25 protein-coding genes are annotated in these 26,089 nt (G+C 64.7%); 14 read left to right on the forward strand and 11 right to left on the reverse strand.

The window, feature by feature from the left end:
* Positions 1 to 92 precede the first annotated feature (92 nt).
* Positions 93 to 1,544 (forward strand): xylulokinase, encoded by a 1,452-nt coding sequence (xylB, locus tag PCJ21_RS21050; protein WP_269933399.1) that lies wholly within the window; start codon positions 93 to 95, stop codon positions 1,542 to 1,544.
* Between the two features lie 11 nt (positions 1,545 to 1,555).
* On the opposite strand, the gene PCJ21_RS21055 is transcribed toward xylB, so the two are convergent.
* Positions 1,556 to 1,915, reverse strand: a complete 360-nt coding sequence (locus PCJ21_RS21055) for a nuclear transport factor 2 family protein (protein ID WP_269933400.1) — start codon at positions 1,913 to 1,915, stop codon at positions 1,556 to 1,558.
* A gap of 151 nt (positions 1,916 to 2,066) precedes the next feature.
* Here PCJ21_RS21055 and xylA point away from each other — a divergent pair, with 151 nt between their 5' ends.
* The 3 genes from xylA to PCJ21_RS21070 all read left to right on the forward strand — a co-directional run bounded on the left by xylA (position 2,067) and on the right by PCJ21_RS21070 (position 4,735).
* Positions 2,067 to 3,377, forward strand: a complete 1,311-nt coding sequence (gene xylA / locus PCJ21_RS21060; protein ID WP_269933401.1) for a xylose isomerase — start codon at positions 2,067 to 2,069, stop codon at positions 3,375 to 3,377.
* Positions 3,378 to 3,680: 303 nt separating this feature from the next.
* Positions 3,681 to 3,914, forward strand: a complete 234-nt coding sequence (locus PCJ21_RS21065; protein WP_269933402.1) for a hypothetical protein — start codon at positions 3,681 to 3,683, stop codon at positions 3,912 to 3,914.
* A gap of 29 nt (positions 3,915 to 3,943) precedes the next feature.
* On the forward strand, positions 3,944 to 4,735 hold the full coding sequence (locus PCJ21_RS21070) for a TIGR01458 family HAD-type hydrolase (RefSeq protein ID WP_269933403.1): 792 nt from the start codon (positions 3,944 to 3,946) through the stop codon (positions 4,733 to 4,735).
* 179 nt (positions 4,736 to 4,914) lie between these two features.
* On the opposite strand, the gene PCJ21_RS21075 is transcribed toward PCJ21_RS21070, so the two are convergent.
* Positions 4,915 to 5,895: a GlxA family transcriptional regulator gene (locus tag PCJ21_RS21075; protein WP_269933404.1), complete on the reverse strand. Its 981-nt coding sequence runs from the start codon at positions 5,893 to 5,895 to the stop codon at positions 4,915 to 4,917.
* 79 nt (positions 5,896 to 5,974) lie between these two features.
* Here PCJ21_RS21075 and PCJ21_RS21080 point away from each other — a divergent pair, with 79 nt between their 5' ends.
* The 7 genes from PCJ21_RS21080 to PCJ21_RS21110 all read left to right on the forward strand — a co-directional run bounded on the left by PCJ21_RS21080 (position 5,975) and on the right by PCJ21_RS21110 (position 14,127).
* On the forward strand, positions 5,975 to 6,892 hold the full coding sequence (locus PCJ21_RS21080) for a 3-keto-5-aminohexanoate cleavage protein (RefSeq protein WP_269933405.1): 918 nt from the start codon (positions 5,975 to 5,977) through the stop codon (positions 6,890 to 6,892).
* A 173-nt stretch (positions 6,893 to 7,065) separates the two neighbouring features.
* Entirely contained in the window at positions 7,066 to 8,130 is a 1,065-nt protein-coding gene (locus PCJ21_RS21085; RefSeq protein ID WP_269933406.1) for a carnitine 3-dehydrogenase, read from the forward strand.
* 51 nt (positions 8,131 to 8,181) lie between these two features.
* Positions 8,182 to 8,601 carry a hypothetical protein gene (locus PCJ21_RS21090; RefSeq protein WP_269933407.1) on the forward strand — a complete coding sequence of 140 codons (420 nt, stop codon included), beginning with the start codon at positions 8,182 to 8,184 and terminating at the stop codon, positions 8,599 to 8,601.
* Positions 8,598 to 9,761, forward strand: coding sequence for an acyl-CoA dehydrogenase family protein (locus tag PCJ21_RS21095; RefSeq protein WP_269933408.1), 1,164 nt, complete (start codon positions 8,598 to 8,600; stop codon positions 9,759 to 9,761). Before PCJ21_RS21090 ends, PCJ21_RS21095 begins: the two co-directional genes overlap by 4 nt.
* A gap of 73 nt (positions 9,762 to 9,834) precedes the next feature.
* Positions 9,835 to 12,135 (forward strand): acetate--CoA ligase family protein, encoded by a 2,301-nt coding sequence (locus PCJ21_RS21100; protein ID WP_269933409.1) that lies wholly within the window; start codon positions 9,835 to 9,837, stop codon positions 12,133 to 12,135.
* Between the two features lie 114 nt (positions 12,136 to 12,249).
* Positions 12,250 to 13,032: a carnitinyl-CoA dehydratase gene (locus PCJ21_RS21105; protein ID WP_269933410.1), complete on the forward strand. Its 783-nt coding sequence runs from the start codon at positions 12,250 to 12,252 to the stop codon at positions 13,030 to 13,032.
* A gap of 153 nt (positions 13,033 to 13,185) precedes the next feature.
* Positions 13,186 to 14,127: an alpha/beta hydrolase gene (locus PCJ21_RS21110; RefSeq protein WP_269933411.1), complete on the forward strand. Its 942-nt coding sequence runs from the start codon at positions 13,186 to 13,188 to the stop codon at positions 14,125 to 14,127.
* Positions 14,128 to 14,268: 141 nt separating this feature from the next.
* Here PCJ21_RS21110 and PCJ21_RS21115 read toward each other — a convergent pair whose 3' ends face one another.
* The 5 genes from PCJ21_RS21115 to PCJ21_RS21135 all read right to left on the reverse strand — a co-directional run bounded on the left by PCJ21_RS21115 (position 14,269) and on the right by PCJ21_RS21135 (position 21,467).
* Complete coding sequence (locus tag PCJ21_RS21115; RefSeq protein ID WP_269933412.1) at positions 14,269 to 15,933, reverse strand: ABC transporter ATP-binding protein; 1,665 nt, start codon at positions 15,931 to 15,933, stop codon at positions 14,269 to 14,271.
* A complete protein-coding gene (locus tag PCJ21_RS21120) occupies positions 15,926 to 16,756 on the reverse strand; it encodes an ABC transporter permease (RefSeq protein WP_269933413.1) in 831 nt (276 codons plus the stop codon). The genes PCJ21_RS21115 and PCJ21_RS21120 overlap by 8 nt, the downstream gene beginning before the upstream one ends.
* Positions 16,757 to 16,765: 9 nt before the next feature.
* Entirely contained in the window at positions 16,766 to 17,725 is a 960-nt protein-coding gene (locus PCJ21_RS21125) for an ABC transporter permease (RefSeq protein WP_269933414.1), read from the reverse strand.
* Positions 17,726 to 17,741: 16 nt separating this feature from the next.
* On the reverse strand, positions 17,742 to 19,325 hold the full coding sequence (locus tag PCJ21_RS21130; RefSeq protein WP_269933415.1) for an ABC transporter substrate-binding protein: 1,584 nt from the start codon (positions 19,323 to 19,325) through the stop codon (positions 17,742 to 17,744).
* Positions 19,326 to 19,466: 141 nt separating this feature from the next.
* Positions 19,467 to 21,467: a CocE/NonD family hydrolase gene (locus PCJ21_RS21135; protein WP_269933416.1), complete on the reverse strand. Its 2,001-nt coding sequence runs from the start codon at positions 21,465 to 21,467 to the stop codon at positions 19,467 to 19,469.
* Positions 21,468 to 21,614: 147 nt separating this feature from the next.
* Between PCJ21_RS21135 and PCJ21_RS21140 the strand changes: the two genes are divergently transcribed.
* A complete protein-coding gene (locus tag PCJ21_RS21140) occupies positions 21,615 to 21,863 on the forward strand; it encodes a type II toxin-antitoxin system Phd/YefM family antitoxin (protein WP_269933417.1) in 249 nt (82 codons plus the stop codon).
* Positions 21,853 to 22,134, forward strand: coding sequence for a type II toxin-antitoxin system RelE family toxin (locus PCJ21_RS21145; RefSeq protein WP_269933418.1), 282 nt, complete (start codon positions 21,853 to 21,855; stop codon positions 22,132 to 22,134). Before PCJ21_RS21140 ends, PCJ21_RS21145 begins: the two co-directional genes overlap by 11 nt.
* A 7-nt stretch (positions 22,135 to 22,141) precedes the next feature.
* Here PCJ21_RS21145 and PCJ21_RS21150 read toward each other — a convergent pair whose 3' ends face one another.
* Genes PCJ21_RS21150 through puuE form a run of 4 tightly spaced genes read right to left on the reverse strand, consistent with a single transcriptional unit; the run spans position 22,142 to position 25,544 of the window.
* Complete coding sequence (locus PCJ21_RS21150; protein WP_269933419.1) at positions 22,142 to 22,735, reverse strand: nucleoside deaminase; 594 nt, start codon at positions 22,733 to 22,735, stop codon at positions 22,142 to 22,144.
* A 3-nt stretch (positions 22,736 to 22,738) separates the two neighbouring features.
* Entirely contained in the window at positions 22,739 to 23,239 is a 501-nt protein-coding gene (locus PCJ21_RS21155) for an ureidoglycolate lyase (protein WP_269933456.1), read from the reverse strand.
* Between the two features lie 21 nt (positions 23,240 to 23,260).
* Positions 23,261 to 24,106, reverse strand: coding sequence for a bifunctional allantoicase/(S)-ureidoglycine aminohydrolase (locus PCJ21_RS21160; RefSeq protein WP_269933420.1), 846 nt, complete (start codon positions 24,104 to 24,106; stop codon positions 23,261 to 23,263).
* 4 nt (positions 24,107 to 24,110) lie between these two features.
* Positions 24,111 to 25,544 carry an allantoinase PuuE gene (puuE, locus tag PCJ21_RS21165; protein WP_269933421.1) on the reverse strand — a complete coding sequence of 478 codons (1,434 nt, stop codon included), beginning with the start codon at positions 25,542 to 25,544 and terminating at the stop codon, positions 24,111 to 24,113.
* Between the two features lie 176 nt (positions 25,545 to 25,720).
* Between puuE and uraH the strand changes: the two genes are divergently transcribed.
* Entirely contained in the window at positions 25,721 to 26,086 is a 366-nt protein-coding gene (gene uraH / locus PCJ21_RS21170; protein ID WP_269933422.1) for a hydroxyisourate hydrolase, read from the forward strand.
* Positions 26,087 to 26,089 lie beyond the last annotated feature (3 nt).

Consider the following 26,089-nt stretch of genomic DNA (forward strand, 5'->3'; position numbering starts at 1 on the left):
CCTGGCCGTTTCTGCCTGCTGGCAATGAAGGCCGGTCAATGACGTGAGAGGATGGACGCTCGCGTCCGCGTCGCTCATTCGGGAGGAATGGCATGTATCTCGGGCTCGATCTCGGCACGTCAGGTGTGAAGGCGCTGTTGATGGACGCCGACCAGAGGATTGTTGGTTCCGGCCATGGTTCGCTCGACGTTTCCAGGCCGCATCACGGCTGGTCTGAGCAGGACCCGGGAGACTGGATCCGCGCTACCGAGGAGGCGATCGCCGAACTCAGGGCGGCGCACCCAAGGGAAATCGCTGCGGTGCGCGGCATCGGCCTGTCCGGCCAGATGCATGGTGCGACGCTGCTCGATGCCTCCGGTAAGGTGCTGCGGCCCTGCATCCTGTGGAACGACACGCGCAGCTTCGCCGAGGCGGCCGCGCTCGACGCCGATCCGCGTTTCCAAGAGATCACCGGCAACATCGTTTTCCCCGGCTTCACCGCCCCCAAGCTCGCCTGGGTGAAGGCCAACGAACCCGAAATCTTCGCCAAAGTCGCGAAAGTGCTGCTGCCCAAGGACTACCTGCGCCTCTGGCTGTCGGGCGAATACATTTCCGAAATGTCCGACTCGGCCGGCACGTCGTGGCTCGACGTTGCGGCACGGCGCTGGTCGCCGGAGCTATTGGCCGCCACCGGCCTCGGCACAGAGCACATGCCCTCGCTGGTCGAGGGCACTGACAGGGCCGGGGCGCTGCGCGGCGAACTGGCTGCGAAATGGGGCATGAGGCAGGGGGTGACGATTGCCGGCGGCGCTGGCGACAATGCCGCCTCGGCCTGCGGCATGGGCACGGTCAAGCCGGGCGCTGCCTTCGTGTCGCTCGGCACCTCGGGCGTGCTGTTCGCTGCCAATGGTGCCTATCTGCCCAATCCGGAAAGTGCCGTGCACACCTTCTGTCATGCGCTGCCGAATGCCTGGCACCAGATGGGCGTGATCCTGTCGGCGACGGATTCGCTCAACTGGCTGAGCACCATCACGGGCAAGGATGCGGCCGAGCTGACGCGCGAACTCGGCGACGAATTGCGCGCGCCAACGGGCGTGACTTTCCTGCCCTATCTCTCGGGCGAGCGGACCCCGCACAACGACGCGGCGATCCGCGGCTCCTTCGCCGGCCTTGCCCATGAGATCGACCGTGCAGGACTGACCCAGGCCGTGCTCGAAGGCGTGGCCTTTGCCTTCCGCGACAGCCTTGAAGCTTTGGCCAGGGCCGGCACGACGCTGACGCGCGTTACCGCCATCGGCGGCGGCTCGCGCTCGCGCTACTGGCTGAAGTCGATCGCCACCGCGCTCGGCTTGCCGGTCGAGATTCCCGCCGACGGCGATTTCGGGGCGGCCTTCGGGGCCGCGCGCCTCGGCCTGATCGCCACCGAAGGTGCCGATCCGCATCAGGTCTGCACGCCGCCTGCGACCGCCGAAACCATCGAGCCCGTGGCAGCACTGGCAGGCGCCTATGACGAGGCCTACCAGCGCTATCGCAAGCTCTATCCGGCGATCCGGGGGGCGATGTGAGCGGCGATAGATCAGCCCGGCACCTTGTCGAGGAAGCCGGTGATGAGGCTCAGGCGTCCGCCTTCGATGGTGGCGAAGTCGGAGCCTTCGATCACGGCTTCCGCGCCTTCAGGGCCAAGGCCCCAGGAGAAGCGGATGTTGTCGCCGAAGCCGTCGGCCTTGCCCTTCAGCTTGAAGCGGAAGCCGGGAAACTGGCCGTGCACGCCTGTGATCAGCGCGTCGATGCCGCCATGGCCGTCGCCCCGCATGATCGGGTCTCGATAGGTCACGCCGGAGGTGAAGGCGGCCTCGACCAGCGCCTTGCGGGCGGTCGCGTCGGTTTCGTTCCAGGCGGCGAAATAGGCCTCAGTGATGGCGTTGTAGTCGGTCATTTCTGCTCTCCGTCAGGTTCGTCTTTGATAACGCGCCCCTTGTCGCAGCAGTGCCTGCTGGAACCAATTACGCCTGAGGTAATCGAATTCGGAATTTCGTCGGCCGCCCTATCAGGGGCGGCAATGCGTACTCACTGAAAGGAGTTCTCCCATGAGCACCGGCTATTTCGGCGACATCAAGCCCGTCCGCTACGAAGGCCCCGACAGCACCAATCCGCTGGCCTATCGCCACTACAATGCCGACGAGGTAGTGCTGGGCAAGCGGCTGGAAGACCATCTGCGCTTCGCGGTCGCCTACTGGCACACCTTCGCCTGGCCGGGCGGCGACCCGTTCGGCGGCCAGACCTTCGAGAGGCCCTGGTTTGGCGAGACCATGGAGAACGCCAAGCTCAAGGCCGACGTCGCCTTCGAGATGTTTTCGCTGCTTGGGGTTCCCTACTACTGCTTCCACGACGCCGACGTGCGGCCCGAGGGTGCGACCTTCGCCGAGAGTGCCAAGCGCCTCGACGAGATCGCCGACTATTTCGAAGGCAAGATGGCCAAGACCGGCGTCAAGCTGCTCTGGGGCACGGCGAACCTGTTCTCCAACCGCCGCTTCATGGCGGGTGCCGCGACCAACCCGGACCCTGACGTGTTTGCCTATGCGGCGGCGACGGTGAAGCACTGCATTGACGTCACCAAGCGGCTGAAGGGCGAGAACTACGTGCTATGGGGCGGGCGCGAAGGCTATGAGACGCTGCTCAACACCGACATGGGCCGCGAGCTCGACCAGCTCGGCCGCTTCCTCAACCTCGTCGTCGACTACAAGCACAAGATCGGCTTCACCGGCACGATCCTGATCGAGCCGAAGCCGCAGGAGCCGACCAAGCACCAGTACGATTACGACGTCGCCACCGTCTACGGTTTCCTCCGGAAGTACGGGCTGGAGAATGAGGTGAAGGTCAACATCGAGCAGGGCCACGCGATCCTGGCCGGCCATTCCTTCGAGCACGAGCTGGCGACCGCTAATGCGCTTGGCATCTTCGGCTCGATCGACATGAACCGCAACGACTACCAGTCGGGCTGGGACACCGACCAGTTCCCCAACAACGTTCCCGAGATGGCGCTGGCCTATTACCAGGTGCTGCTGGGCGGCGGCTTCAAGACGGGCGGGACCAATTTCGACGCCAAGCTGCGGCGCCAGTCGCTCGACCCCGAGGACCTGCTGATCGCCCATGTCGGCGGCATGGACGCCTGCGCCCGTGGCCTCAAGGCGGCGGCGAAGATGATCGAGGACAAGGCGCTGTCGGCTCCGCTCGATGCCCGTTACGCCGGCTGGAACTCGGTTGAAGCCAAGGCGATGCTGGCTGGCGAGCGCAGCCTCGAACAGATCGCCGCGCGTGTCGTCGCCGACGGCATAGAGCCGCAACCGAAATCGGGCCGGCAGGAATATCTGGAGAACGTCGTCAACCGCTACGTCTGACGGCCTCGCACGCAATGGATGATGGCGCCGGCCCCGGGGCTGGCGCCATTTTTTTGTCTGGCGCTGCAAGAGCAGGAGCTACCAGCAGAGCCAGGCCTTCCATCGCGCCATGGGCTATGTCGAGACGGCGTGCTATCCCGACGAGGAGTGGGACCGCGGGCTGACCACTGTCTTGTTCGCGAAAAGCCACTAAAGGCCGCTAGGACTCGGCCTGATTGAGCCCGGTGGCGGCACACACGCCTGCCCCCGAATTGCCTCTTTCTCGCCCTCAAGACGCCCGTCGAATCAGTGACTTAGCGTACCATGAGACGGGAACAAAAGACTTTCACCAGGGATACCCACGATCCGGCAATCGAAGCGCTGCTCGGCAGCGCAGGGGATGCGTCGTTCGTCGACAGGCTGATGGCGCTGCCGCCTCCGCCGCTGGAGCCGGAGCTTTCAGACGAGTGGACCCGGGTCGTGACGATGCGGCTTGAGGCCGTGCTTGCCCGGAACATGCGGACGCATATCGATACCGACGGCCGCGCCGCGGCCTGATCCCGACAGCGTGGTTTGACGCGCGCGGCATGGTCCGCCATGCTCCCGACATGATACGTGCGATGCTGCTCGATCTCTCGGGCGTCGTCTATGACGGCGACACGCCGATCCCGGGCGCGGTCGCAGCCATCGGGCGGCTCCGCGCCGAGGGCCTGCCGCTCCGCTTCGTCAGCAACACGACGCGGTCGCCGCATCGGGCGATCGTTGCGCAACTGGCAAAACTTGGCGTCACCGTCAGCAATGACGAGCTGTTCACGCCGGCGCGTGCCGCGGTCGAATGGCTCGCCCGCGAAGGCTGCGCCCCACACCTTCTCGTGCATCCCGATCTCGTGCCCGAATTCGCCAGCAATATTTTCGGTGACAGGAAGGCGGTTGTGGTCGGCGATGCCGCCGAGGCTTTCACCTATGCGGCGATGAACACTGCCTTCCGGCATCTGCTCGACGGTGCCGAGTTCCTGGCGCTTGCCGTCAACCGCACCTTTAGGGATGCCGATGGCGGGCTCAGCCTCGACGCGGGTGCCTTCGTCGCGGCGCTCGAATTCGCGGCCGGCAAGCAGGCGACGGTGCTGGGCAAGCCCGCGCGGGAATTCTTCCACGCCGCACTTGCCGGGCTGGAGTGCACGCCGGGACAGGTAGTTATGGTTGGCGACGACGCGGAAAGCGATATCGCCGGGGCCCTGAGGGCTGGCATTGGAGCAGCGCTTCTGGTGCGGACCGGCAAGTATCGCCCCGGTGACGAGAACCGCCACGCGCCGCATCCGAGCGCTGTCATCGATGATCTTGCGGCGGCGGTTGAGTGGGTTCTCCGCAAGCGCGGTTGAGGCGTTACCCCCACCCCTCACCCCTCCCCACAAGGGGGAGGGGGATCGGCACGCCCGGCGCCAAGCGACTTGTGCTCTCCGTTGATCGTCTGGCGCGAAGCAAAGCCTCCCTCCCCCTTGTGGGGAGGGATTGAGGGTGGGGGTACTCTCTGCTCTGGGACGAAAAGTCGAGCGTGGGGTCACCCCCGACGCATCCTCACGGGCGGCGTGCCGAAGGCGTGGGAAAAGCTGCGCGAGAAGGCGGCCGCCGATGAAAAGCCGGTGCGCTCCGCCACCTCGGCCATGCTGACGCGGGTGTCGACCACCAGCCGGCGCGCGGCGTTCAGCCTGAGCCTGAGATAATAGGCGCCGGGCGTTTCGCCGATCGAGGCACAAAAGATGCTTTCGAGCGTGCGCGCGGTGACGCCGGCACGCTTTGCTATCGCGGCGATCGTCAGCGGCTGGTCGACATGTGCTTCCATCAGCCGGATCGCCTGGGCGAGCCTGGGGTCGTAGCCGTCGAGCCGGCCGAGCGAGACCAACGGCTGGGCGTCGGTCGCGGCGCGCGATTGGTCGTAGATGAAGACGCTGGCGACATCGAGCGCGGTCGCCATGCCGAGCCGCGAGCGCACCAGGTGCAGCATCAGGTCGAAGGTCGGTGCCGCACCGCCCGAGGTGAAGACGGGGCCGTCGATGATGTAGCGGTCGGGGCGGACCTCGACGTCGGGGAACGCTGCGGCGAAATCCTCCATGTCCTCCCAGTGGGTGGTGGCGGCGCGGCCGTCCAGCAACCCGGCGCGGGCGACCAGCCAGGTGCCGGCCTCGATGCCGCCTGCCGCGCGGGCCTGGCGGGCGCAGCGCCGGATGCCGCCAAGCAGCTTCGATGTCGCGTACCCTTGCGTGCCGAAGCCGGCGATGACCATCAGCACGTCGCAGGCCTCGTCGGGGTCGAAGGCGCTCGAGACCGCCACCGGCAGGCCGCAGGTGGTGATCGCCGGCTCGCCGGTGGCCGAGACCAGCCGGAAGTCGAACAGCGTCTCGCCTGATATGCGATTGGCGGCACGCAGCGGGTCGACGGCTGATGCCACGCACATGATGGACGCGCCGGAGAACACCAGCATCGTCACCTTGAGCGGCGAGCGCTCCTCGCGAAAGATTGTCGACTTTTCGCTTTTTGCCATTTGTCTTTCGTAAAACGCAAAACAAGCCGACGCAAGCGGCGCAATCATGCAATCGGATTTGCTGACTGGGAGGAATGCGATGCCGCTCGAAATGAACCGCGAGGTTTTCATTACCTGTGCTGTGACCGGGTCCGGCGGCACGCAGGATCGCAGCCACCTGGTGCCGCGTTCGCCCAAGCAGATCGCCGATGCGGCCATCGAGGCGGCCAAGGCGGGTGCGGCGATCGTCCATTGCCACGTCCGCGACCCCGACACCGGCAAGCCGCGCCGCGACATCCATCTCTACCGCGAGGTGACCGAGCGCATCCGCGAAGCCAATGTCGACGTGGTGCTGAACCTGACCGCCGGCATGGGCGGCGACATGGTGTTCGGCTCGCCTGAGGCGCCGCTGCCGCTCAAGGAGGCCGGCACCGACATGGGCGGCGCCACCAACCGCGTTGAACATGTGCGCCAGTGCCTGCCCGAGATCTGCACGCTCGACTGCGGCACGATGAACTTCGCCGAGGCCGACTACGTCATGACCAACACGCCTGGCATGTTGCGCGCCATGGGCGGCATGATGACTGCGATGGGCGTCAAGCCCGAGATCGAAGCCTTCGACACCGGCCATCTGTGGTTCGCCAAGCAGCTGGTGGAGGAGGGCGTTCTGGCGCCCGACGCGCTGGTGCAGCTGTGCATGGGCGTGCCGTGGGGCGCACCCGATGACCTCAACACCTTCATGGCGATGGTCAACAACGTACCGAAGAGCTGGACCTTCTCGGCCTTCTCGCTCGGTCGCAACCAGATGGCCTATGCGGCGGCAGCCGTGCTGGCTGGCGGCAATGTACGCGTCGGCCTCGAGGACAATCTCTGGCTCGACAAGGGCGTGCTCGCCACCAATGCGCAACTGGTCGAAAAGGCCGTCACAGTCGTCGAGACCTTGGGCGCGCGGGTCATCGGACCCGAAGAGGTGCGCAAGAAGCTCAACCTGGTCAAGCGCGCGCCGCTTGCGGCGTAAGCACCTTCGATGACAACAATCACCCCCACTCCGGCTCGCTGCGCGCGCCACCTCTCCCCCAGCCCGGGGGAGAGGAAAGGTGCCAAGGTTGCGGCTCCTCTCCCCCGCCGATCGGGGGAGAGGTGGTTTGCGCGGCAAACCGGAGTGGGGGTCGAATTTGGGGGCATGAAACCATGACAATTTCCAAGGCGGCTGCCATTGGCGGCGGGGTGATCGGCGCTGGCTGGGTGGCGCGTCTGCTGCTCAACGGCATCGACGTGTCGATCTTCGATCCCGATCCGGAGGCCGCCCGCAAGGTCGGCGAGGTGATGAAGGGCGCACGCCGCGCCTATAAGCAGATGGTGCCCGGCGGCCTGCCCAAGGAGGGCAAGCTGACCTTTGCCAAGACCATTGCAGAAGCCGTGGCAGACGCCGACTTCATCCAGGAAAGCGTGCCGGAAAGGCTCGACCTCAAGCACAAGGTGCTGGCCGAGATCGACATGCATGCGCCCGCCAACGCGATCATCGGTTCGTCCACCTCCGGCATCAAGCCATCCGACATGCAGGTGGCGATGAAGAAGCATCCTGAAAGACTGGTGGTCGGCCATCCGTTCAACCCGGTCTATCTCCTGCCCATCGTCGAGATCGTCGGCGGCGCACAGACCTTCCCCGAAGCGATCGAGGTCGCCAAGGAGATCTACTCCTCGATCGGCATGAAGCCTGTGGTCATCCGCAAGGAGATCGAGGCCTTCGTCGGCGACCGCCTGCTCGAAGCCGCCTGGCGCGAGGCGCTGTGGCTGATCAAGGACGGCATATGCTCGGTCGAGGAACTCGACGACATCATGCGCTATGGCTTTGGCCTGCGCTGGGCCCAGATGGGCATGTTCCAGGTCTACCGCGTCGCCGGCGGCGAGGCCGGCATGCGCCACTTCATGGCCCAGTTTGGGCCGTGCCTGAAATGGCCATGGACCAAGCTGATGGACGTGCCCGAGTTCAACGACGAGCTTGTCGACCTCATCGCCACCCAGTCCGACGAGCAATCCGACAAATGGTCGATCCGCGAGCTGGAAAAGATCCGCGACGACAATCTCGTCGCGATCATGGAGGCGCTGTCCAAGCAGAACAAGGGCAAGGGCTGGGGTGCTGGCGCGCTCTACAAGGACTACACCAAGCAGCTCGCCGCCCAGGCCAAGCCCAAGGTCTCGAAGGCTGCCGAAAAGGCCAAGGCGAGCAAGCCGGTGAAGAAAAAGAGGGCATGAGCCAGTATTGAATGAAATAAATGTCGTCGGACGAAATGGGATGTCTGGTCGATGACGATTGTGAATTTCTTTGCCTACATTGTAGTGGCGCTTGGCTGGCCAGCCATGTCGGCGCCACTGGTCTTGATGGCGACCAGCCGGACTACCGCCTGGGGGCTGTGGTTCGTCGGATTTTTTGTGTCAATTGCGCTGGGTTGGAGCGCGCTGGGAGGAGAACTGTCTCCCAGTGATCAGGAGCGAAGTCCGGGAGCGGAGCTCTTGTTTCGCCTGCTCATGTTTGGGTTTGCGATATGGCCGGCTGCGCTGTCCCTTGTTTTGTGGATGGTCAGGAGGGCTCCTCTTGAGCAGCCGTCTAACGGCAAGCTTCGTGCATCTGGATTTGTTTTCTGCCTTTACCTGCCTTTCCTTCTTGGCCTCCTTTACCTTGGAGCACCCACCTTGTCTGACCCCTTGCCGAGCCAGAACCCATGAATTTCGGTCTGTCCCAAGAACAACAGCTCATCGTCGACACGACGCGCGCCTTCGTCGAAAACGAGCTCTATCCGCATGAGCTGGAGGTTGAGCGCACCGGCCACCTCCGGCGCGAGCTGATCGAGGAAATCAAGGCCAAGGCGATATCAGCCGGGCTCTATGCCGCCAACATGCCGGTGGACGTCGGTGGCGCGGGGCTCGATACGCTGACCTGGCTGCTCTGCGAAAAGGAGCTCGGCCGCGCCAACTACGCGCTGCACTGGACCTGCGTGGCGCGCCCGTCGAACATCCTGCTCGCCGGCACGCCGGAGCAGCGCGAGAGGTATCTCTTCCCCTGCATTCGTGGCGAGAAATCGGACTGCCTTGCGATGACCGAGCCGGGAGCCGGTTCCGACCTGCGCGGGATGAAGGCGAGTGCCGTCCAGCACGGCAGCGACTGGGTGCTGAACGGCACCAAGCATTTCATCTCCCATGCCGACATCGCCGACTTCGCCATCGCCTTCATGGCCTCCGGCGAAGAGGAGTCGCCGCGCGGCAAGCGCAAGAAGATCACCGCCTTCTTTGTCGACAAGGGCACGCCTGGCTTCACCGTGCGTGATGGCTATCGCAACGTCTCGCATCGCGGCTACACCAATTCGGTGCTGGAGTTCGACGATTGTCGCCTGCCGGCGAGCCAGGTTCTGGGCGAGGTCCACAAGGGTTTTGAGGTCGCCAACAGCTGGCTCGGCGCCACGCGCCTGCAGGTCGGCGCCACCTGCCTCGGCCGCGCCGAGCGCGCCTTGAACCATGCCATCGAATATGCCGCCCAGCGCGAGCAGTTTGGCCAGCAGATCGGCAAGTTCCAGGGCGTGTCGTTCAAGCTCGCCGACATGGCGACCGAACTGAAGGCGGCCGAGCTGATGGTGATGGAGGCCGGCTGGAAGTACGACCAGGGCACGGTCACCGACCAGGACATGGCGATGGCCAAGCTCAAGGCCACCGAGATGCTGGCCTTCGTCGCCGACGAGGCGATCCAGATCCATGGCGGCATGGGCCTGATGGACGACCTGCCGCTGGAGCGCATCTGGCGCGACGCCCGCGTCGAGCGGATCTGGGAAGGCACGTCGGAAATCCAGCGCCACATCATTTCGCGCGCGCTGCTCAGGGCGGTGGGTGGATGATGTTGCGGCTGCTTCTTGGTTCGACCCTCCCCCTTGTGGGGAGGGTGGCCCGCAGGGCCGGGTGGGGGTGAAAATGTCTGGCTCGACTTCTGACACCCCCACCCCGACGCTACGCGTCGACCAACCGGGGCGAGCCGCGGGTCTCGCCCGTCCTTCGGACCCGCACAAGGGGGAGGGTAAAGGGCGCCTCGAACGCTTGCTGCGGCCGAAGTCGATTGCCGTCTTCGGCGGCTCGCAGGCCGCGGCGGTGGTCAAGCAGTGCCTGAAGATGGGCTTTGCCGGCGACATCTGGCCGGTGCATCCGACCAAGGACGAGGTCGAGGGCATCAAGACCTTCCGCTCGGTGGCCGAGTTGCCCGTAGCCCCCGACGCCGCCTTCGTCGGCGTCAACCGCTTCCTGACCATCGAGGTGATTGCGCAACTTGCCGAGCGCGGCGCGGGCGGAGCGATCTGTTTTGCCTCGGGCTTCCTCGAGGCCGGCAACGACGATGCCGACGGCGAGCGCCTGCAGGCCGAGCTAGTGGCGGCCGCCGGCGCGATGCCGGTCGTCGGGCCCAATTGCTATGGCCTGATCAACTATGCCGACGGCGCGCTGCTGTGGCCCGACCAGCATGGCGGCCAGAGGCTCCCACTTGGCCGGCGCGGCGTCGCCATCATTACGCAATCGTCCAACATCGCCTGCAACCTGACCATGCAGAAGCGCGGGCTGCCGATCGCCTTCCTGATGACGGCCGGCAACCAGGCGCAGACAGGCCTTTCCGAGATGGCTATGGGCCTGATCGAGGACGAGCGCGTGTCGTGCCTTGGCCTGCACATCGAAGGTTTTGACACTGTCGAAGGCTTTGAGCGGCTGGCGGCTCGGGCGCGCGAACTGAACAAGCCGATCGTCGCCATGAAGGTCGGCCGTTCCGAGCAGGCGCGCAAGGCGACGATCTCGCACACGGCGTCGCTCGCCGGTTCCGACGCTGCCTCGGATGCCTTCCTCAAGCGGCTCGGCATCGCCCGCGTCGACACCATCCCGTCGCTGCTGGAGACGCTGAAGCTTTTGCACGCCGTCGGCCCGCTGCCGGGCTTCACGCTGTCGTCGATGAGCTGCTCGGGCGGCGAAGCGTCGGTCATGGCCGACAGCGCCGAGGGCCGGCGGCTGCGTTTCCCCGCGCTTACGCCTGACCACCATGCGAGGATAAAATCGACGCTCGGCGCCTTCGTTGCGGTCGCCAACCCGCTCGACTACCACACCTTCATCTGGAACGACGAACCGGCGATGACGGCCACCTTCACGGCGATGGCGTCAGGCGGCTTCGACCTCAACATTCTGGTGCTCGACTTCCCGCGCAACGACCGCTGCTCGGACGCCGACTGGTGGCCGACGGTGCGCGCCTTCGAGGCGGGGTTGAAGACCAATGGCGCGCGCGGTGCTGTGGTGGCGTCGATGTCGGAGAACCTGACCGAGGACCACGCCGCTGATCTCTTCGCGCGCGGCATCGTGCCGTTGCAGGGTATTGCCGAGGCGATGGACGCGGCGGAGGCGGCGGCGGCGATTGGAGAGGCGTGGAGCAAACCTTTTACCTCCCCCTTGTGGGGAGGTCGCGCCGAAGGCGCGGGTGGGGGTAACAGCGCCGAAGCTGCAACCCCCACCCCGGCGCTGCGCGCCGACCCTCCCCACAAGGGGGAGGGTGGAACCCTCGACGAAGCTGCAGCCAAATCCCTGCTGCGCGAAGCCGGCCTTGCCGTGCCGGCCGGCCGCCGCGCGGCGAGCGTCGCCGAGGCCATCGCGGCTACCGAGGCGTTGGGCTATCCCGTCGCGCTCAAGGCGCTGGGCGTTGCCCACAAGAGCGAACTCGGTGCCGTCAGGCTCAATCTCCGGACCGGCGAGGAAGTCGGCGCGGCAGCGGCTGCCTTGCTGCCGCTCGGCTCCGGCCTCTATGTCGAGAAGATGATCACAGGCGGGGTGGCCGAGCTGATCGTCGGCGTCACCAGCGATCCGCTGTTCGGGCCCGTCATGACCATCGGCACCGGCGGCGTGCTGGTCGAGCTCATCAAGGACAGCGCCACGCTGCTTTTGCCTGCCTCGCGCGGCGAGGTGGAAACTGCGCTGAAAGGGCTGAAGATGTATCCGTTGCTCGACGGCTATCGCGGTCGCGCCAGGGCGGACGTTGGCGCCGCCGTCGACGCGATCATGGGGATCGCGACATTCGTGGCCGATCATGCCACCGTAATCGAGGAACTCGACATCAACCCGCTGATCGTCTGTGGTGAAGGGCAGGGCGCCTGGATCGCGGATGCACTGTTGGTTGTTTCAAGTGGCCCCTCATCCCCTGCCGGACCTTCTCCCCGTGAAGGACGGGGAGAAGGAAGCCGGCCGCAACGCTGACGCCCCCCTCTCCCCGTCATTCACGGGGAGAGGGTAAGGGTGAGGGGCAATTCTGGCAGAGGTCGTGAAGGTTAATCCAAGCGTAGGCTGCGCAAGGGGCAATGGAGAGAAAAAATGTCCGACGTCGTGAAAACCCGCAGGGAGGGCGTGATCCTCGAGGTCACGCTCGACCGGCCCAAGGCCAATGCCATCGACCTCGCCACGTCGCGGCTGCTGGGCGAGACGTTCAAGGCCTTCCGCGACGATGACGGGCTGCGCATCGCCATCGTGAAGACGGCAGGAGAGAAATTCTTCTCGGCCGGGTGGGACCTGAAGGCTGCGGCAAACGGCGATGCGGTCGATGGCGATTATGGCGTCGGCGGCTTCGGCGGGCTGCAGGAACTGCGCGACCTCAACAAGCCGGTCATCGCCTGCGTCAACGGCATGGCGGTGGGCGGCGGCTTCGAACTGGCGCTGTCCTGCGACCTGATCTACGCCTCCGAGCATTCGAGCTTCGCGCTGCCCGAGATCAAGGCGGGCACCCTGGCGGATGCAGCGACCATCAAGCTGCCCAAGCGCATTCCCTATCACGTGGCGATGGACCTGTTGCTCACCGGCCGCTGGATGGATGTGGCCGAGGCGCATCGCTGGGGACTGGTCAACGAGGTGCTGCCGGCCGACAGGCTGGAGGATCGCGTTTGGGAGGTCGCCCGGCTTCTCGCCGGCGGCCCGCCCCTGGTCTTCGCTGCAATCAAGGAGGTGGCGCGCGCCGCCGAGGTGATGGGCTTCCAGGAAACGATGAACCGCATCACCAAACGCCAGTTTCGCACGGTGGACGAACTCTATGCCTCGGAGGACAATCTGGAGGGCTTCAAGGCGTTTGCCGAAAAGCGCGACCCGGTGTGGAAGGGGAAGTAGGGACCAATCTCCCCCTCATCCGGCCGCTTCGCGGCCACCTTCTCCCCGTTGGGGAGAAGAGGAAGGCGCCACGCTGGCCGGCTCCTCTCCCCAGCGGGGAGAGGTCGACCGAGCGAAGCGGAGGTCGGGTGAGGGGCTATGGAATTGAGGCCAATGACCGACTACACCAAACTCATCGACGCCGAGACCTGGGCGTTCATCGAGCGGACAAATTCCTACTATCCGCCTGATACGATCGACTACACTGTTCAACAGCAGCGCGCGACCTACGACCGCATGTGCCGCGAGTTCTTCGTCGGCTACCCCGACGGTGTCTCGGCCGAGACGATGGTCATCGCGGCACAAGCCCATGACGTGCCAATCCGCATCTATCGCCTCGCCGGCAAGCCCCCGGAGGCGGTGGTGCTCTATTTCCACGGTGGTGGCTTCATCCTTGGCGGGCTCGACAGCCATGACGATGTCTGCGCCGAGCTGTGCGGGCGCACCGGCTACGAGGTCGTGTCGGTCGACTACAGGCTGGCGCCCGAGCACCGGCATCCGGCGGCCTTTGACGACGCGATGGCCGCCTTCGAATGGGCGTTGGGCAGATACAGCCAGCCCATCGTGCTTGCCGGTGACAGCGCCGGCGGCAATGTCGCGGCTGCCGTCAGCCACGCGACGCGCGGGCACAAGCGGCGTCCGATCGGACAGCTGCTGATCTATCCGGGGCTCGGCGGCGACCGCAGCCGCGGCTCCTACGTCAGGCATGCCGAGGCGCCGATGCTGACCATGCGCGACCTTGAATTCTACAAGGACATCCGCACCGGCGGCGAGGATCGCACCGGCGACATCACGCTGTCGCCGCTGGCCGACGCCGATTTCGCCAACCTGCCGCCGACTGTCGTCACCACCGCCGAATGCGATCCGCTATCCTCCGACGGAGAAGCCTATGGCGAGCGTATCGTTGCATCAGGCGGCAAGGCCTTCTGGCTCGAGGAGCCGGGGCTGGTCCACGGCTATCTCCGCGCTCGCCACACCGTCGCCCGCGCCCGCGCCAGCTTCACCCGCATCGTCGATGCGGTGGCGGTGCTGGGGCGAGGGGAATGGGTGTGGTGACTAGCTTCCTTCTCCCCGCTTGCGGGGAGAAGGTGCCGGCAGGCGGATGAGGGGCGGTTCGAACTTGCGGAATTTGGCTCTGCCCCTCACCCGGCCGCTACGCGGCCACCCTCTCCCCGCAAACGGGGCGAGGGAAGGGCCTCAATTCCCCGCGCTGGCCATCCTGCGGCCGCTGATTGCCTTTTCAAGCCAGCCGATCTCCATCTCCGGTACCGACGACAGCAGCAGGTCTGTGTAGGCGTCGAAAGGCGGCTCCAGCACTTCGGATTTCGGCCCGTAGCGCACGACCTCGCCGCGATACATGACAGCAATGGAATCGGCGATCGACTTCACGGTCGCCAGGTCGTGGGTGATGAACAGGTAGGCGACGCCTTCCTCGGCCTGCAGCCCGAGCAGCAGCTTGAGGATGCCGTTTGCGACCAGCGGATCGAGCGCGCTCGTCACCTCGTCGCAGATGATCAATCGCGGCTTGGCGGCAAGCGCACGGGCAATGCAGACGCGTTGCTTCTGCCCGCCCGAGAGCTCTGCCGGATAGCGGTCGACAAAACCGCGCCCCATCTCGATTTTTTCGAGCAACTCGGCGACCTTGGCGTCGCGTTCGCGGCCGCCCATGCCGAAATAGAACTCCAGCGGCCGGCCGATGATCGTGCCCACGGTCTGGCGCGGGTTCATCGCCACGTCAGCCATCTGGTAGATCATCTGCAACTCGCGCAGGTCGTCGCGGCTGCGGTCGGCGAGGCGATTGGACAGCGTGCGGCCGGCAAAGGTGATGCTACCCTGCTCGGGCGGCAGAAGGCCGGTGATTGCGCGGGCCAGCGTCGACTTGCCGGAGCCGGATTCGCCGACCACGGCCAGCGTCTGGCCTGGCAGGATGTCGACGGAGACGTTCTTCAACACCTTGATCTTGCCGCCGCCATAGGCGGCGGTAACGTTCCTGACCGAAAGAAACGGGCTGGCGCCCGGCTCTTTCTCCTGGTGCTCGATCTCGTGCACCGAAACCAGCGCCGAAGTGTATTCCTGACGCGGTTCCTTGATGATCTGCCGCGTGCCCCCCCATTCGACCAGCTTGCCATGGCGCAGCACCATGATCTCGTCCGAGACCTGGGCAACCACGGCAAGGTCGTGGCTGATGTACAGGGCCGCCACGCCAGTATCGCGGATGGCGTCCTTGATCGCCGCCAGAACGTCGATCTGGGTTGTGACGTCGAGCGCGGTGGTCGGCTCGTCGAAGACGATCAGGTCGGGTTCGGAGCATAGCGCCATCGCTGTCATGACGCGTTGCAACTGGCCGCCCGAGACCTGGTGCGGGAAGCGCTGGCCGATGTTTTCCGGATCGGGAAGGCTGAGCTTCTTGAACAGCGCCACGGCGCGCCTTTCGGCTTCGGCGCGGCTTGCGACGCCATGCAGGATCGAGGCTTCGACGACCTGGTCCATCAGCCGGTGGGCGGGATTGAAGGCCGCCGCCGCCGACTGCGCGACATAACAGACCTCGCGCCCGCGCAGCGCGCGGATGCCTTGCGTGCCGCCCTTGCGGATGTCGCGGCCATTGAGGATGATCTCGCCGCCCGCGATCTTCACGCCGCCGCGACCATAGGCCATCGACGACAGGCCGATGGTCGACTTGCCGGCGCCGGATTCGCCGATCAGGCCGAGAACCTTGCCCTTTTGCAGCGACAGCGACACGTCGTGGACCAGGGTTATCGTCCTTGGCGCTTCGCCGGGCGGATAGACCTTGGCCTCGATCCTGAGATTTCGGATGTCGAGCAGCGGTCCGGAGGGGTCGACAGGTCTCGTGTCCTTAGCCATTGCCACGCCCTCCCTTGAGATCGGTGGTGCGGTTGAGCACCCAGTCGGCGACGAGGTTGACGGAGATGGCCAGAATGGCGATGGCCGCCGCCGGAATCAGCGCTGCCGGGATGCCGAAGACGATGCCGTCCTTGTTTTCCTTGACCATGCCGCCCCAGTCGGCGTCAGGCGGCTGCACGCCCAGCCCAAGGAAGGACAGCGCGGAGAGGAACAGCACCGCATAGATGAAGCGCAGGCCGAGCTCGGAAACCAGTGGCGACAGCGCATTGGGCAATATCTCGCGGAAGATGATCCAGCCCTTGCCCTCGCCGCGCAGCTTGGCCGCCTCGACGAAGTCCATGACGTTGATGTCGACCGCTACCGCCCGCGACAGGCGGTAGACGCGGGTCGAATCGAGGATGCCCATGACAAGGATCAGCGTGACCAGGGTGGACGGCAGCACCGACAGCACCACCAGCGCGAAGATCAGCGTCGGGATCGCCATCAGCAGGTCGACAAAGCGCGACATGCCGGTGTCGAGCCAGCCGCCGACCACGGCAGCCGTAAGACCGAGAATCGAGCCGAGCGAGAACGACAGCGCGGTGGCCATGACGGCGATGAAGATCGTCGTGCGGGCGCCGTAGATCATGCGCGAAAGCAGGTCGCGGCCGAGATTGTCGGTGCCGAGCCAGAATTGGCCCGACGCCGGCGCCCATACGTCTCCGACGATTTCACCCTTGCCATAGGGGGCGATCCACGGCGCGAAGATGGCGCAGATGAGGAAGCCTGCGGTCAGGACCAGGCCGATCCAGGCGGTGACGGGAATGCGTTTCAGATCGAGCATGGCGCCATCCTATTTGGGGTGCCGGAGGCGCGGGTTGGCGACGATGGCGGCGATATCGGCGATGATGTTGAGCCCGATATAGACGGCGGCGAAAATCAGACCCACCGCCTGGACCACCGGCACGTCGCGCTTGGCGACATGGTCGACGAGATATTGCCCCATGCCGGGATAGACGAAGATCACCTCGATCACGACGACGCCAACGATGAGGAAGGCGAGGTTGAGCATGACCACGTTGATGATCGGTGCAATGGCGTTCGGGAAGGCATGCTTGCGGATGATGTCGAAGGGCGACAGGCCCTTCAGTTCGGCGGTCTCGATATAGGCCGACTGCATGACGTTGAGGATGGCGGCGCGGGTCATGCGCATCATGTGAGCGAGCACGACGAGCGTCAGCGCCGTTGCCGGCAGGGCGATCGCCTTCATGCGCTCGAGGAAGGGCATGCCGTCATAGACGGTCGATATGCCGGGGAATATCTGCCACTTCACGGCGAAGAAGTAGACGAGCAGGTAGCCGACGAAGAACTCCGGCAGCGAGGTCGATGCCAGAGCCAGGCCGGAGATGGTCTTGTCGATCCAGCCGTTGCGGTAGCGTACGGCAAGCAGACCCAGCAGGATGGCCAGCGGCACCGAGACGATCGCCGCCCAGAAGGCCAGGAACAACGTGTTCCACAAACGCCCGCCGATAGCAGTGGCTATGTCCTGCCGGCTCGACAGCGCTGTGCCGAGGTCGCCGGTGAGGATACCGCCGAGCCACCTGAAGTAGCGCACGATGGCCGGATCGTTCAGGCCGAGTTCTTCGCGCAAGTTGGCGAGAGCCTGCGGCGTGGCCGACTGGCCGAGAATGGACTGGGCGACGTCGCCGGGCAGGATCTGCGTGCCGGCGAAGATCAGGACCGAAACGGCCAGAAGCAGGAGCAGGCCCAGCGCAACGCGCTGGGCTATCAATTTCAGGATTGGGCTGGACATGCGGACAACGCCGTTGTCACGCGTTGAGCCAGCACTTGGACAGCGCGTAGCCGCCCATCATCTCCTGATTGCCGTCATCGACCCAGCCACCGACCTTGGCGCTGGTCGCGTCGATGAAGTCGTTGAACATCGGCGTGATGACGCCGCCTTCGTCGCGCACGATCTGTCCCATGTCGGCATAGATCGCTTTGCGCTTCGCCGGGTCGAGTTCCGAGCGCGCCTGGAACAGCATCTTGTCGAAGTCTTCGCGGAAGAAGCGCGTGTCATTCCAGTCGGCCTTGGAATAGTAGGCGGTCGAGTACATCTGGTCCTGGGTCGGACGGCCGCCCCAGTAGGATGCGGAGAACGGCTGCTTGTTCCACACCTCCGACCAGTAGCCGTCGCCCGGCTCGCGCTTGACGTCGAGCGTGATGCCGGCCTTGGCGGCGCTCTGCTGGTAGAGCTGTGCGGCGTCGACGGCGCCGGGGAAGGCGACGTCCGAGGTGCGCAGCAAGACAGGGCCGCTGTGGCCGGATTTCTTGTAGTGGAAAGCGGCCTTGTCGGGGTCGAACTTGCGCTGCTCCATTTCGGTGAACAGCGGATAGGCCTTGTTGATCGGCGTATCATTGCCCAGCGAGCCGTAGCCCATCAGGATCTTGTCGAGCATCTCTTCGCGGTCGAGCGCGTATTTCAGTGCCAGCCGGAGATCGTTGTTGTCGAACGGCGCGGTGTTGCAGTGGGCGATGAAGACGTAGTGGCCGCGGCCGGCGACGTTGCGGATGACCACGCCCGGAACCCGCTTTATCAGGTTGACGATCTTGGGCTCGACACGGTTGATGATGTCGACCTGGCCGCCCTGCAGCGCAGACGTGCGGGCGGTGGCGTCGTTGATGACGATGATCTCGATCTGGTCGGCGAAGCCGCGGTCGTCGCGCCAGTAGTTGGCGAACTTCTCGCCGCCAAGCCGCACGCCTGCCTCGTTGACCGTCACCTTGTAGGGACCGGTGCCGATGCCGGCGTCGGGTTTGTCCTTGCCGCCATTGGGCTGGATCATCAGGTGATAGTCGTCGAGCAGGAAGGGCAGGTCGGCGTTGGCTTCCTTGAGCTCGAACACGACGTCCTGGCCATTGGCCTTGACCGAGGCGATGCCGCCCATCAGTCCGAGCGCGCCGGATTTCGCCTTTTCGTCGGAATGGCGCTCGATTGTAGCCACGACATCGGCAGGGGTCATCTCCTGGCCGTTGTGGAACTGCACGCCCTTGCGGATCTTGAAGGTCCAGGTCTTGGCGTCGTCGGATGCGCCCCATTCCTCGGCAAGTGCCGGCTTTGGCTCGCCTTCCGGCGAAATCTGCACCAGCTGCTCGCCCCACTGGCGGCCGAAGAAGTAAGGTACCTGGCTCGACCAGGACGCCGGGTCGAGGCTGTCGGTGGCCGCACCTCCCTGCATGCCGGCGCGCAAGATGCCTCCCTTGACGGGGCCTTCGGCCTTGGCTGCGCTGGCCAGCAACGAGTTCGCGAATGTTGCCGCGACGCCCAGGGCCGCGGCGCGGCCCAGGAAATCACGGCGGTTCAATTTGCCCGCAGCGACTCGGCGGCTCATATATTCTAGTTCATTGGACATTGGAAAGCTCCTCACTCTGGCGGTCGTTATTGCTCGACTTCTGGTGGCAATATTGACCGTAACGTAAGGGCATCGGCAAGGCCGAATGCGACATCGAGTGGCGCAATCGCCACGTCGCATTTGGACCAAGCCGCTTCCGCCTCAGATATGGTCGCGGGCGACGGTCTCGCTGAACTCGCGCTCGAAAACCAAGCTTTCATTCTCATAGGCCTCGATGCGGCCAGTAAGATGGAAGTTCTCGCCATCGCAGCGCATCGTCGTGAAGGCTTCGGTTCTGACCGACCAGTCGTCGCGTTTCAGCGTCTGGGTCCAATGGGTCTCGCCATGGGCCGCCAGAGGGTCGGCGGGATCGATGCTCCAGGCTTCACGGGCGACCTCGCCGACGGCCAGTCCGTGGTCGAGATCGCGGGTTTCGCCAAAGTCGTCGACGATGCGCAGCGTCACCTTGCCGCCTGTCCGTTCGACCTTGCGGCTGTGGCTGTCCTCGCGCAGCGCTTCGATCTGCCAGGGGGCGGCGGCTTCCGGTTCCTCGAAATGCCATTCGTCGCCTTCACCCGAAGCACGCACCGGCAGGTCGATGGAGCCATCATGGATTGTCAGCGTCACCTCTTTGGGCGACGGCCAGACCAGCGGCCAATAGGTCGAGGACACGGCGATGCGCAGCCGGTTGCCCGATGCAACACGGTAGGCGATGTCGTCGAGCTTGAAAGCGATCTCCATCGTCTCGCCCGGCACCACATCCTCGGGGAGTTCGTGGCTGTTGCGGTGGCAGAGATTGAGCACGCCATAGGTGATACGCGTCGAGGCACCGTCCGGCTGGACGTCGCACAGGCGTACCGCGACCATCGCTCGCCTGCGGTCGGCTGACAATTTCAGCCTGATGACCGCGCTGCCGACGATGTCGAGAGGGGCGTCGAGTACACCACCGTCGAAGCAGGCCGACTTGGCATCATCCGCCCGCTGGTCTCCCGGCAGCTCCGGCCCGAGCCAGATGGCGCAGTATTCGCCGCCATCCATGCCGCAGTCCTGCGGCGAGGCAATCGACACGGCTTGCTCAAGCTTGCCGTCGGTGGCCAGCGTGCCGTTCGCGCCGAGCGCCAGGGTTTTGGTGGCGATGTCGAGCGAGGGCCATTGCTGCTCGGCGATCCAGCGTCCCTGACGCTCAAGGTACCATTCGCGCGGCGGTTCGGAGTCCATGACGTAAAGCCGCATCGCCGGATCGTCCTCGACGCCGGTTTCCTTGCCCTTGAGCCAGTGGTCCCACCAGCGCAACGCCTCCTGCAGGAAGCCGATGGCCGGCTTCGGCACGGCGAAATGCGGGTATTTGTGCACCCACGGACCGGCAATGCCCTTGACCGGCGCGTTGAGGTTGCTGACCAGGCGCGAGACTGTGTTCTTGTAGGAATCGCCCCAGCCGCCGATAGCGAGGACGGCGGCCTTGATCGCGGAGTAATCCTCGTTGACCGAGCCGCGCTTCCAGTAGGCGTCGCGGCGCTGGTGCCTGAGCCAGAGGGGCGGCAGGAAGGGTTCGTGGCTGAGCCGGGCGAGCCACATATCGCGCCACTTTTCGCCGACCAGTGCCGGGTCCGGCGGCCGCGATGAGTAGGACAGCATGGTGGCGCCCCAGCCCATGTTCTCGTTGAGCAACAGGCCGCCCTTGTAGTGGATGTCGTCAGCATAGCGGTCGTCGGTCGAGCACAGCGTAATGACGGCCTTCAGCGCCTTGGGCTGCAGGGCTGCGACCTGGAGCCCGTTGAAGCCGCCCCAGGATATGCCCATCATGCCGACCTTGCCGTTGCACCAGGGCTGCGCCGCCGCCCAGGCGATGACGTCGCAGGCGTCCTGCCACTCCTGGTCGGAGTATTCGTCGTCCATCAGACCTTCAGAATCGCCGTTGCCGCGCATATCGACGCGAATCGAGGCATAGCCGTGCCCGGCGAAATAAGGATGGGTCAGGCAGTCGCGAGCCGTCGTGCCGTCGCGCTTGCGGTAGGGCAGGTGCTCGAGAATGGCAGGGACCGGATCCTGGTCGGCATCGGCAGGCATCCATATGCGTGCCGATAGCCGCGTGCCGTCGGGCATGACGATGCCCATGTCGGGAAATTCGACGATGTCGCGCGGAAATTCGGTGATGGTTTTCATTGATATTCCAGTCTTGTGCTTCGCCATTTGTGCACGCTGGTGCCACTGCTGGCTAGCGTGGAAACGTCATCGGCAGGCGCAGGGCACAGCAGATTGAAATGACCTTTTAAAGGTACTAATTATAGCTCTCGAAATGGGGCCACGAAAATGCCGAACACAGTTCTCGCCGAAGTTACCGCCAGCGTCTCGGAGCTGAAGAAGAACCCGATGGGCACCGTGGCTGCCGGTGAAGGGTTTCCCGTCGCCATTCTCAATCGCAACGAGCCGGCCTTCTACTGCGTGCCAGCCAAGGCTTTCGAGGCGATGATGGACCGCCTTGAGGATATCGAACTCAACACGATCGCCGATGCTCGCAAGGGCGAGAAGCGCGTGCGGGTCGATATCGATGCCCTATGAGGTCGAGTTCCTCGAAACCGCACTGAAAGAATGGAAGGCGCTCGACGCAAACACGCGCGAGCAATTCCGCAAGAAGCTGAAGGAGCGCTGTGACACCCCGCGCGTGCCTTCAGCCAAGCTGCACGGCGCCAAAGACCGCTACAAGATCAAGCTGCGCAGCGCCGGTTTTCGTCTCGTCTATGAGGTGGAAGACGACAGGCTGGTGGTGCTGGTCATCGCAATAGGCAGGCGTGACCGCCTTGAGGTTTATGCCAAGGCGGCCAGGCGCTGATTTCGCGTCAGTTCAGCGGGATGTCGTTGTCGTTCTTGCTCTCCTGGTAGGTCTCCGACATCTCGTCATAGAGCTTCGAGATCTTTGCGACGCGCTCTTCCAGCCGCTTGCGGTCGGCCTCGGGCAGTTCGCGCACCAGCTTGCGCAGGGAAAAGCTCTTCCAGTAGGCGTTCTCGGCGTTGTAGCCGCCGGGCTCGAGCGTGAAGACCTCTTTCAGGATCTTGAGATCATGCGGGATGGCGAAGCTGTCGCGCGAATCCTCGTGGCTGAAGAGATAGTAGAAATTGTCGAAGCCGGCCCAGGTGATGGCCGACAGGCACAGCGAGCAGGGCTCGTGGGTCGACAGGAAGATAAGGTCCTTGGTGTCGGCGCGGGTTGCCTTGGGCATTTCGTAAAAGCGCTTCAGGCAGTGCATCTCGCCGTGCCAGAGCGGATTTTCGAGCTCGTTGTTGGTCTCGGCGATGACGAGCGAGCGGTCGTCCTTGGCAAGCAGTGCGGCGCCGAACAGCTTGTTGCCCTTCTTCACGCCTTCGGCGGTCATGGGCACGATATCGTTTTCGATGACGTCGAAGAGGCGTTCGATGAGCGAGAGTTCGGCCATGTGTCAGAAGCCTTCCGGAAGGACGATTTCGTAAGGGTGCGAGAAGTGGAACTCTTCGAGATTGGAGCCATTGCCGCCGCGGTCGACGACGACGAAGTCCTGGTTCTCGCCGATCGGCGTCAGCACGCCGTGCCAGAGGTTGCGCGGATAATTGACGCCCTGGCCCGGTGCGGTGACGAAAGCATGCGGCACACCCGGGCCGTCGCCGATGTCATGGCAGACAACGACGAGATAGGGCCGCGGCGACAGCGGAATGAAGGCCTGGCTGCCGAAGGGGTGGCGCTCGACCATCGAGAGCTTCAACGGGAACGGGTAGGGCGTTCCCTTGAAGATGTTGATAATGACGTGGCCGTCCGGGCCGGCCGCCTCGGCGCGGGCGAGCGCATGATAGCGCTCGCATTTGCCTGCGTTGATCGGGTAGTGCGTGTCGCAGTTGGTGTCGATCACCTCGCCGAACTCGGCGAAGTTCTCCCGCGTCAGCGGCTTGGCCACGATCAGCTTCATCTCACCCGACATGGCTTGTCCTCAGCGGCGGCGCGTGGCGTTGAAGGCGCCGAGCTGCATATGGCGGTTGACGTCCTTGTAGAGCAGGTAGCGGAATTTGCCGGGGCCACCGGCATAGCAGGCCTGCGGGCAGAAGGCGCGCAGCCACATGAAGTCGCCGGCCTCGACCTCGACCCAGTCGTTGTTCAGCCGGTAGACGGCCTTGCCTTCGAGCACATAAAGCCCGTGCTCCATGACGTGGGTTTCGGGGAACGGAATGATGCCGCCCGGTTCGAAGGTCACCACCGTCACATGCATGTCGTGGCGCAGGTCGTTGGGATCGACAAAGCGGGTCGTCGCCCATCTGCCGTCCGTATCCGGCATTGCGTTCGGCGCGATGTCGTTGTCGTTGAGGAACAGCGGCTCGGGGGCGTCGAGGCCGTCGACAAATTCGTAGGCCTTGCGGATCCAGTGGAAGCGCGCCGTCTCCGCGCCGGCGTTGCGCATCGTCCAGCCGCCCGCCGGCGGCAGGTAGGCATAGCCGCCGGGCGTCAGCACATGGCTCTTGCCGGCAATCGTGACGGTTACCTCGCCTTCGACGACGAAGAACACGCCCTCGGCGCCGGCGTCGGGCTCCGGCCGGTCGCTGCCGCCGCCCGGCTGCACTTCCATGATGTATTGCGAGAAGGTCTCGGCGAAACCCGAGAGCGGTCGCGCGATGACCCACAGCCGCGTCTTGTCCCAGTGCGGCAGGAAGCTGGTGACGATGTCCGAAAACTCGCGCTTCGGAATCACCGCGTAGGCTTCGGTGAAGACGGCACGGTCGGTGATCAGGTCCGTCTGGGGGGGCAGGCCGCCTTTCGGCGCGTAATAGGAGCGTTTTGCCATGGTCTTAACTGGGAAGGAGATCGTTGAGGCGGTACCAGGCGATACGCTCCACCTGCTTGCAGGCGGTTGCGAATTCCTGGTCGCGGGTGTTGGCGATGCGGGTCTCGAATGCCTTGAGAATGCTCGCCTTGTCATTGTCGCGCACGGCGATGATGAAGGGGAAGCCGAATTTCTCGACATAGGTTGCGTTGAGCTCGGTGAAGCGGGCGCGCTCGGCGTCGGTCAGGGCGTCGAGGCCGGCCGAGGCCTGTTCCTTGGTCGACTCCTCTGTCAGGCGCCTGGCCTGGGCCAGCTTGCCGGCGAGGTCGGGGTGGGCGGTCAGCACGCCGAGGCGCTCGGTCTCGCTGGCCGAACGGAAGGCGCGGCAGAGCGCGTTGTGCAGGCCACCCGCGCTGTCATGCGCCGGCCCGAGCTCGAATTCGAAGGCGCGTTCGGCGATCCACGGCGAATGTTCGAAAATTCCGCCGAAACGCTGCACGAACTCGTCGCGGGGCATGCGTGACGGACGCAGCGCTTGCGGCTGGTAGGGATGATTGTCGCGCCAGTGCTGGGCGATGTCCTGGCGGCGGGCCAGCCAGACCTTGTCGTGGCCCTGCACATATTCGATGAAACGGCGAAGTGCTTCGGCGCGGCCGGGACGGCCGACAAGCCGGCAGTGCAGGCCGATGCTCATCATGCGCGGCCGACCGGCGGCACCTTCGCGGTACAGCGTATCGAAGCTGTCCTTGAGATAAGCGTAGAACTGATCGCCCGAGTTGAAGCCCTGCGCGGTCGCAAAACGCATGTCGTTGGCGTCGAGCGTGTAGGGGATCACCAGCTGCGGGCGTATCGCGTTGCCGTGGCCGTCATGGTCGAGCCAATAGGGCAGCTCGTCGTCATAGATGTCGGAAATCCACTCGAAGCCGCCTTCGGCGGCGGCAAGGCGTACCGAATAGACGGACGTGCGGCCGAGATAGAGGCCCTTGGGCCGCTCGCCAACGACTTCTGTGTGCAGGCGGACGGCTTCGACAAGGTCGGCAAGCTCATCCGCTTCCGCGTGATCGCGGTAATCGATCCATTTCAGGCCGTGCGAGGCGATTTCCCAGTCGGCGTCCTGCATCGCTGCGACATGGTCGGGCGAACGCGCAAGGGCGGTCGCGACGCCATAGACGGTGACCGGCACATTGGCTTCGGTGAACATGCGGTGCAGCCGCCAGAAGCCGGCGCGGGCGCCGTATTCGTAGATTGATTCCATGTTCCAGTGGCGCTTGCCCGGCCATGGGGCCGCGCCGACGACCTCGGACAGGAACGCTTCCGAAGCGGCATCGCCGTGCAGGATGTTGTTTTCGCCGCCCTCTTCGTAGTTGACCACGAACTGGACGCAGACATTGGCCGCACCTGGCCACTGCGGGTTGGGTGGGTTTGCGCCATAGCCGCGCATGTCTCTTACGTAACGCATCGTACCTCGAAAACGGTCTTCACTGCCACTTGAGCAGGATAGCGAAAGGTGGGGCAGGCATTCCCTCGAAAAATTTTGAAAGTCTTTTTGTGGCGGTCCGCTCGACCGCACCTTATGCAATGGCCTTAAATGGCGCAAAATCCAAGATGACTGCGAATATCGCCAAGGGAGGGCGAATGACAAAGGCCGAAGGCGGACGCCTCACCACCCATGTCCTCGACACTGCCACCGGCAAGCCTGCCGAAGGGTTGTCGATCTCGCTGTTCCGCATCGAGGGCGATGTACGCACCCTGCTCAAGAAGGTCGCCACCAACTCCGACGGCCGCTGCGATGCGCCGCTGCTCGCCGGCGACGAGTTCCTGGCCGGAGAATACGAGCTGATCTTCGCCGCCGGCGATTATCTTCGCGGCCTGGGCACGGATCTGCCGAAGCCGGCATTCCTCGACATCGTGCCGATCCGCTTCGGCATGGCCGAACGCACGCATTATCATGTGCCGCTGTTGATCTCGCCCTTCGGCTATTCCACCTATAGAGGGAGCTGAGCC

It is taken from the genome of Aminobacter sp. HY435 (genome assembly GCF_027568395.1).
Classification (GTDB): Bacteria; Pseudomonadota; Alphaproteobacteria; order Rhizobiales; family Rhizobiaceae; genus Aminobacter.